6 protein-coding genes are annotated in these 7,711 nt (G+C 69.2%); 5 read left to right on the top strand and 1 reads right to left on the bottom strand.

Features of this window, described 5'->3' with window-relative positions; translation table 11 throughout:
* From NK1_RS35190 to NK1_RS29535, 5 genes are all read left to right on the top strand, one after another.
* Positions 1 to 1,003, top strand: a 1,003-nt coding sequence (locus NK1_RS35190; protein WP_501193609.1) for an autotransporter outer membrane beta-barrel domain-containing protein, incomplete at its 5' end; no start/stop codon positions are given.
* Positions 1,004 to 1,056: 53 nt separating this feature from the next.
* Positions 1,057 to 2,925 carry a dynamin family protein gene (locus NK1_RS29550; RefSeq protein WP_063013997.1) on the top strand — a complete coding sequence of 623 codons (1,869 nt, stop codon included), beginning with the start codon at positions 1,057 to 1,059 and terminating at the stop codon, positions 2,923 to 2,925.
* A 45-nt stretch (positions 2,926 to 2,970) separates the two neighbouring features.
* The gene (locus NK1_RS29545; RefSeq protein ID WP_245660925.1) at positions 2,971 to 4,566 is read left to right on the top strand and encodes a dynamin family protein; all 1,596 of its coding nucleotides are present in this window, start codon (positions 2,971 to 2,973) and stop codon (positions 4,564 to 4,566) included.
* Between the two features lie 121 nt (positions 4,567 to 4,687).
* Positions 4,688 to 5,575, top strand: a complete 888-nt coding sequence (locus NK1_RS29540; RefSeq protein WP_063013995.1) for a haloalkane dehalogenase — start codon at positions 4,688 to 4,690, stop codon at positions 5,573 to 5,575.
* A 44-nt stretch (positions 5,576 to 5,619) separates the two neighbouring features.
* The gene (locus NK1_RS29535; protein WP_063014017.1) at positions 5,620 to 6,477 is read left to right on the top strand and encodes an RNA polymerase sigma factor; all 858 of its coding nucleotides are present in this window, start codon (positions 5,620 to 5,622) and stop codon (positions 6,475 to 6,477) included.
* Between the two features lie 4 nt (positions 6,478 to 6,481).
* Here the strand turns inward: NK1_RS29535 and NK1_RS29530 are convergent, their stop codons facing one another.
* On the bottom strand, positions 6,482 to 7,642 hold the full coding sequence (locus NK1_RS29530) for a zinc-binding dehydrogenase (RefSeq protein WP_063014015.1): 1,161 nt from the start codon (positions 7,640 to 7,642) through the stop codon (positions 6,482 to 6,484).
* Positions 7,643 to 7,711 lie beyond the last annotated feature (69 nt).

The raw sequence follows: 7,711 nt of genomic DNA, 5'->3' as shown, positions 1-7,711 counted from the left end.
GGGTGGTGCCTTGGGTGGTGCGGCCAACGCCGGTGCCGGGCTCGGTGGTGCGCTGGGTGGTGCGGCGAACGCTGCCGTGGGGCTCGGGGGTGCTACGAGCATCGGAGCTGGGCTCGGTGGGGCGGTGGCCTCGGGGGCGCAAGGCGCTACCGGGCTGGAGACCGGGTTGTCGGGTGGTCTCGGCGGCGCGGTACACAGCGGCGCCGATCTGTCCGGGGCGGCGGCTTCGGGTGCGCATGCGGCCGGGGATCTGTCGTCCTCGCTGTCGGGTGCGGCGACCTCCGGTGTGAACGGCGCGACCGGGCTGGGAACCTCGCTGTCCGGATCGGCCGATGCGGGAGTGCACACGGCCGGCGACTTGGCGACCTCGCTCTCCGGAGCCGGCGCATCGGCCGTGCACAGTGCGGGCGACCTGGGTACCTCGCTGTCCGGCGCGGGTGCGGGGGCTGTCCACAGTGCAGGTGACCTGGGTACGTCGTTGTCCGGTACCGCGGCGTCGGGTGTGCACAGTGCAGGTGACCTGGGCACCTCGTTGTCCGGCACAGCGGAGTCCGGTCTGCACGGTACGGGCGGTTTGTCGAGCTCGCTGTCGGGCGCGGCGGATTCGGGATTGCACGCGGGTGCCGATGCGAGTTCGGGTCTGACGGGCTCGGTCGACTCGGGGCTGCACGCCGGTACGGATACTTCCTCGGCGCTCTCCGGTACGGCCGCGGGCACCTGGTCCGGTGTCGATGTGTCGCACGCGTTCGGTAGTGGTGTCGGGACCGATATCTCCGGCGTCGGCACCTCGGGGATCGGCGGCGGTGTGGACAGCGCCCTCGGCGGAACCGCGCACAGCGGCATCGACACCACCCTGGCGGCGGGCGGTAACAGCTCGCTGTCCGGCGGGCTCGACACCGGCGGTCACACCGATTCGAGCCTGTTCGGCGATGCGTCCGGCCATGCCTCGACCGTCACCGATACGCACGCCTCCGGTGACATCACCGGCGGACTGCTGCACTGAGGGTAGCGGCGAAATACCGGAACAAGTACCGAACAGGTTGGGGTGCAACGAAAATGAGCAGTGTGGTCGCGGCGAACACCGCCCCGGAGGTGCCTGCCTCACCGCTGTCGCGGATTCTCGCCGAAACCATCACCGCCGCGCGCACCGCCGATCGCGACGATCTGGTCGGCCGGCTGGAGGTGCTGGCCGGCCGGATCCGCGACCCCCGCCGCCGCATCGTGGTGGTGGGGCTGGGCAACCAGGGCAAGAGTCAGTTCGTCAACGCGCTGCTGAATCTCGACATCAGCCCGGTCGGTGACGACGCGACCACCGGGGTGCCGATCGTGCTCGCCCACGGCCCGCAGGCCCGGGCCGAGATCGTCATCACCACGCCGTCCGGTGACGAGCGGGACAGTCGGCGGATATCGGTGCCGCTCAGCGATATTCACACCGTCACGCCGCAGTCTCCGCACGGCCGGGTGGCGCGGGTGGAGATCGAGCTGCCGAATCCGCTGCTGGCCGACGGGATCGTCGTCATCGATACGCCGCCGGTCGGCGGTCACGCGACAGCCACGGCCGCGGCGGTTCTCGCCCTGGCCCCGGCTGCCGACGCGGTGCTGGTGCTCTCGGATGCCTCCACCGAACTGACCGAACCGGAGGTCGACTTCCTGCGGCAGGTGCGCGAATTGTGCCCCGCCGTTGCCCTGATACTCAGCAAGATCGACCTGTATCCGCATTGGCGTCAGGTCTTACAGGCCGATCAGGCGCATCTGGAACGTAATCGCCTGGTCCTGCCGATCATTCCGGTGTCGGCCCTGCTGCGCAGTCACGCCATGCGGCTGCAGGACCAGCAGCTGGGCCGGGAATCCGGCTTCGGTGTGCTGTTCGATTTCCTGCGGGAACAGGTGGTCGCCCGGGATCAGGCGGCGGCGCAGCGCGCGGTGGCACTCGATATCTCCTCTGCCGCAGAGCATCTCGCGTTGGCACTGAGCAGCGAGCTCGTCGCCCTGCGCGACCCCGAACGCGGTGCGGCGGCCATTCGCGAACTGCGCACCGCCAAGGCGCAGGCCGAGGAGCTGCATCGCCGGACCGCCACCTGGCAGCAGACGCTGGCCGACGGCATCACCGATCTGGCCGGCGATATCGACCATGATCTGCGAGATCGGTTGCGCGCCATCGGCAGAACCGCCGAGGAGTGGGTCGACGAGAACGACCCCGGGAGGCTGTGGGACCAACTGGAACAGTGGCTGATGCAGACGACCGACACCGCCATCGGCGACAATCTGCTGTGGACGCATCATCGCGCCATCCACTTGGCCGAGCGGGTGGCCGAGCACTTCCTGGAGTTCGGCGCGGTGGATCTGCCCGCGGTGCGGTCGGGTTCGGAGCTGGAGGAATCGCGGGTGGCGGCCGTGACGCTGGCCGATCTCGAGCCGGATCTCGGCATCGGCCACAAACTGCTCGTCGGTATGCGTGGTTCCTACGGCGGCATGGTGATGATCGGTCTGGCCAGTACGGTCGCCGGCCTGGCCCTGATCAATCCGGTCTCACTGGGCGCGGGTGTGCTGTTGGGCGGCAAGGCGTTTCGTGACGACAAGCGGGAGCGGCTGGCCCGCAAACGCGGCGAGGCGAAGATGGCGGTGCGCCGCTACCTCGACGATGTGAGTTTCGAGGCGGGTAAGGAGTCGCGCGACCGGCTGCATCGCATCCATCGCATTCTGCGCGATCATTTCACCGGCATCGCCGACCGGAGCCTGCGCTCGATCAACGATTCGCTGCAGGCCGCGCAGGACGCCGCCGGAGTGGCCAATGCCCAGCGCGCCGAGCGGTGCGCGGAACTCGAGCGGCAATTGCGCGTGGTAGCCGAACTGCGACGTCACGCCGATGTGATGCTGCCGCCCGCGGGTGCGTCCGGACGTCATGCGCGCGGGGCGCAGTCGTAACCCCACGGCACCGGGATTCCCAGACTGCTCGGGTACGGTCGACGCGTGAGTTACCAGGTCAGCGACCAGACGCCGGGCATCGTGGGGGAGGCGCGCCGGTTGGTTTCGGCCGCCCGCCAGGCCTACGCGCCGCGTTCGCGCCCCGCCGCGATGCTCGGTGACTGTGCGCGCCGTCTCGACCAACCGCTGCGGGTCGCGCTGGCGGGGCAGCTCAAGGCGGGTAAATCGACCTTGCTCAATGCGCTGGTCGGGCAGGACATCGCGCCGACCGATGCCACCGAATGCACCCGTATGGTGACCTGGTATCGCCACGGCCCGGCGCCGCGGGTGAGCGCCCTGGCCGCCGACGGCGCGAGCGCCGATGTGGTGGTGCGGCGCACCCCCGGCGCCGACGGCCTGCCCGGAGCGCACGGATTGAGTTTCGATCTGTCGGCGCTGCGCTGGAGCGCCGCCGGGGCGCACGAGGTGGACCATCTGGATGTGCAGTGGCCGGCCGCCACCCTGGCCCGCACCACCATCATCGACACCCCGGGGACGTCGTCGCTGTCGCGGGAGGTGTCGCTGCGCACCTCGCGCCTGCTGACGCCCGACGAGGATGCGGCGGTGACCGTGCCCGAGGCCGACGCGGTCGTCTATCTGCTGCGCCGGCTGGACGCCTCCGATATCGGATTCCTGGAGCGCATCGGCGCCGGAGGTACTGCCCGGCAGGGTGTTTCGGGCCCGCTCGGCGTGATCGGGGTGGTCTCCCGGGCCGACGAGATCGGCGCCGGCCGCATCGATGCCCTGCATTCGGCGCGCGAGGTCTCAGCCCGGTTCGCCACCGAACTGGAACGAACCGGGTTGTGCCAGGCGGTCATTCCGGTCGCCGGTCTGCTCGCCTTCGCCGGCGCGACGCTGCGGCAGCGCGAATTCGACGCCTTCGAGGCGCTGGCGCGGATCTCGGTGGACGATCTGAGCATCGCGCTGCTGTCCGCGGACCGATTCGCCCACCCGGAGTTGCCGCTACCGGTGCCGGCGGATCTGCGGGCGCACCTCGCGGCCCGGTTCGGCCTGTTCGGCATTCGCATGGCGGTGACGCTGATCCGCCTGGGTGTGCGCGATTCCGCCACGCTGGCACGGGAACTCGCCGAGCGCAGCGGTGTGGACGAACTGCGCACGGTGCTGGATGTGCAGTTCGCCCAGCGAGCCGATCAGCTGAAGGCACATTCGGCGTTGACGGCGGTGTCGCGCATCGTGGCCGCCCATCCGGGCACGCGCGCCGACGACCTGCTGCCCCATATCAACAGCCTGTTGGCGGATGTGCACGGATTCGCCGAGCTGCGTCTGCTCGGACGGTTGCGCACCGACGAATTGCCGCTGCCCGCGGACGATGTCACCGAGCTGTACCGGTTGATCGGCGGTTCCGGGGTGGCACCGCACCTGCGCCTGGGGCTGCCGCCGGACGCTCCGGGCGGCGAAGTGCAGGCGCACGCGGTGGCGGCGGTGCGGAAGTGGCGTGGCCGGGCACGCCATCCGCTGGCCGACCGATTCACCACCGAGGCCTGTCTGACCGCGGCACGGAGTGCGGAGGGAATCGTGGACCAGTTGCGGGAACCGGAAACCACGCCGATGGGCCGGGTGCGCCCGCCGCGCGCCCGCTGATCCCTATCTACCTTGATGTGTCCCGCATCACAGTGGATGCCTGTCACAATCTCGTCCGTCCTGTGTCGAAACCGGATGTAAGGGCCGAAAAATCGGCCGGGCAACGATCCGAGGACACATCATGCCGACCGTCGTGACTCTCGATTCCTTCGTCAACTACCGCGAGAGCGGCACCGGACCGGTTCCGGTGGTCTTCCTGCACGGCAACCCGACCTCGTCGTATCTGTGGCGCAATGTGATTCCGCACGTCGACCCGCTGACCCGGGTGCTGGCGCCGGATCTGATCGGGATGGGTGAGTCGGGCAAGCCCGACATCGCCTACCGATTCGCCGATCACGCCCGCTACCTCGACGCCTGGTTCGATGCCCTGGAACTGGAGGAGGTCGTGCTGGTGGGCCACGACTGGGGTGGTGCGCTGGGGATGGACTGGGCCGCGCGGCATGCCGACCGGGTGCGCGGCGTCGCCGTACTCGAGACGTTCCTACGCCCGCTGCGCTGGGCCGAGATGCCCGAACAGGGCGCGGAGCTGTTCCGGCGGTTCCGGTCACCGGAGGGCGAGCAGATGATCCTGCGCGACAACATGTTCATCGAATTCAATCTCCCGTTCGGCGCCCGCAGCCTGACTCCGGCCGACCTGGACGTGTATCGCGCGCCCTATCCGACGCCCGAGTCGCGGCGGCCGATGTTGGTGTGGCCGAGGGAGATTCCGTTCGATGGGGAGCCCGCCGACATCGCCGCCGTCATGGAGAACTACGGCCGCTGGATGGCCTCCACACCGGATATTCCCAAGCTGGTGATGGCTGTGGATGCCGGCGTCGGCCTCGGATCGTCGGACGCGGTGGAATGGGCGCGGCAGACCTTCGCCGCGGTCGAGGTCATCGGAATCGGTGCGGCCGGACACCACGCACCCGAGGACCGTCCCGATGCGATCGGAGCGGCCGTCGCGACCTGGCTCCGCGACTCGCGGCTCACCGAACCCCGGATCGAGGTCCGGACGACACGGCAATGACCTGCGCCGTTGCGGTGCCGTCCGCGGCACCGCACGATAGGTCGATGAGCGTTGACGACGCCGACGAGCGGGTGGCCGAGACCGCCCTGGTCGATCGCGCCGTGGCCGGTGACCGCACCGCCGTCACCGAGGTGGTGCGGCTGTTGCAGGATCCTCTGTACCGCTTGGCATTACGGATGACCGGCAATCCGTCCGACGCCGAGGACGCGGTCCAGGAGATCCTGCTGCGCGCCGTCGGCAATCTCGCGAGCTGGCGCGGCGAGGCGAAGCTGACGACCTGGGCCTACCGCATCGGCGTCAACTATCTGCTGAATCAGCGCCGCCGCAGCCCGCAGGAATCGGCCCATCTGGATCTGGACGGCTTCGGCGCCAATCTGCTGGAGGGTCTGGCCGAACAGGACTACCGGGGCCCCGAGGCAACGGTGCTCACCCGGGAGGTCCGGCTCGTCTGCAGCCAGGCGATGCTGCAATGTCTCGCTCGTGACGAGCGGGTCGCGTTCGTCCTCGCCGATGTCTTCGAACTGTCCTCGGCCGAGGCCGCGTGGATTCTCGGTATCGGCGCCCCCGCATACCGGAAACGATTGGAGCGGGCGAGAACTCGGCTCGGCAACTTCCTCGACTCCACCTGCGGGGTGGCGAATCCGGCAGCCCCGTGCCGATGTTCACGCCGCGTGCGGACCGCCGTCGATCAGGGCCGGGTGCGGCCCGGCAGGCCAGGCCTCGGGGGTCACCCGGTGACGCCCGGCGGTCGCAGCGCGGCCGATGCCGAAGCGCAGATGGCCGGCCTGCACGATGCCGCCTCGATCCTGCGGGCCCATCCGGATTACGCGCTGCCGCCGGCCCGGCTGGAGGCGATAGCGACCCTGCTGGACTCCGGGCGGTTCCCCTTGCTCGACCGCTGAACGATCACACGTCGATCAGTGAACTCGACGGGTCCACAAGGATTTTCGCGTGCTGGTCGGGACTGCCCAGAGCGGTGAAGGCATTGTCGACACCCGCCAACCCCACCGTTCCGGTGATGAGCGGGGCCGGGTCGACCTTCCCGTCGGCGATCATGTGCAGGGTGTCGCGGAATTCGCCCGGGTCGTAGCCGAAGGCGAAGCGCAGTTCGATCTCCTTGTTGATCGCCATCGCGGGCCGGAAACGGTCGGTTTCCATGCACACCCCGACGACCACGATGCGGGTCAAAGGCGGTGCGTCGGTGAGCAATTGGTCGATGATGCCCGGCACGCCCACGCATTCGAACACCACCGGCCCGCCCGGCGCCGCGTCCAGGCTGTGCGCGAGGCGGAACAGATACCACCAGGGCAGTTTCGGGATGCTGCGCAGTCGCGTCATGGTGTCGAAACCCAGATTGAGGATATCGGTGACGCCGGAGATGCGGCCCTTCGCGGGGTTGGCCGTCCACGGCGATTCCAGATTCGGATCCACCACCACGTTCGCACCGCACCGGCGCGCCAGTTCGCGCCGACGCGGTGAAAAATCGCTGGCGACAATATTTTTCACGCCGGCGGCGCGCAGCATGCTGATGACCGCGAGGCCGATCGGCCCACACCCGACCACGAACGCGGGCTGGTTGCGACCGACTCGCCCCTTGCGCACCGCGTGCCAGGCGACGGCCATCGGCTCGGTCAGCGCCGCATGGTCGGTGGCCAGCCCGTTGGGCACGGGAAACGTCATGGACTCCTGCACCACGACCTGTTCGGCGTAGCCGCCGGGCGCCTGCTCCGACAGCCCGGTGAGTTCGGGTGTGCGCCCGTTGCGCACGATCGGCAGTGCCACCACACGGGTGCCCGGCTGCCAGCGTTTGCGGCAGCCGGGGCCGTATTCGACGATCTCCCCGACGAATTCGTGGCCGAGCACCACACGCTGATGGGAGCGCATGAAGTTCGGATAACCGGTGACGGCCGCGAGCTCGGCCAGTTCGTCACAGTGCAGACGAGCGTGCAGATCGGATCCGCAGATCCCGCATCGCGACACCGCGATCACCAGCTGGCCGGGCCCCGGTTTCGGCGCCGGGATATCCGCGACGTCCAGCTTGCCTTCCGAACACACCACGGCCTTCATATCCGCACGGTACCGCGCGGGATGTGCCGATTCAGCGGGATTGCGGAGGAACACCCCAGGGACCGGAAA

It is taken from the genome of Nocardia kruczakiae NBRC 101016, assembly GCF_001612965.1.
In the GTDB taxonomy this organism is placed as follows: Bacteria; Actinomycetota; Actinomycetes; order Mycobacteriales; family Mycobacteriaceae; genus Nocardia; species Nocardia kruczakiae.
The sequence above is the reverse complement of the archived record's forward strand: the minus strand, read 5'-3'. Positions and strand labels throughout refer to the sequence as shown.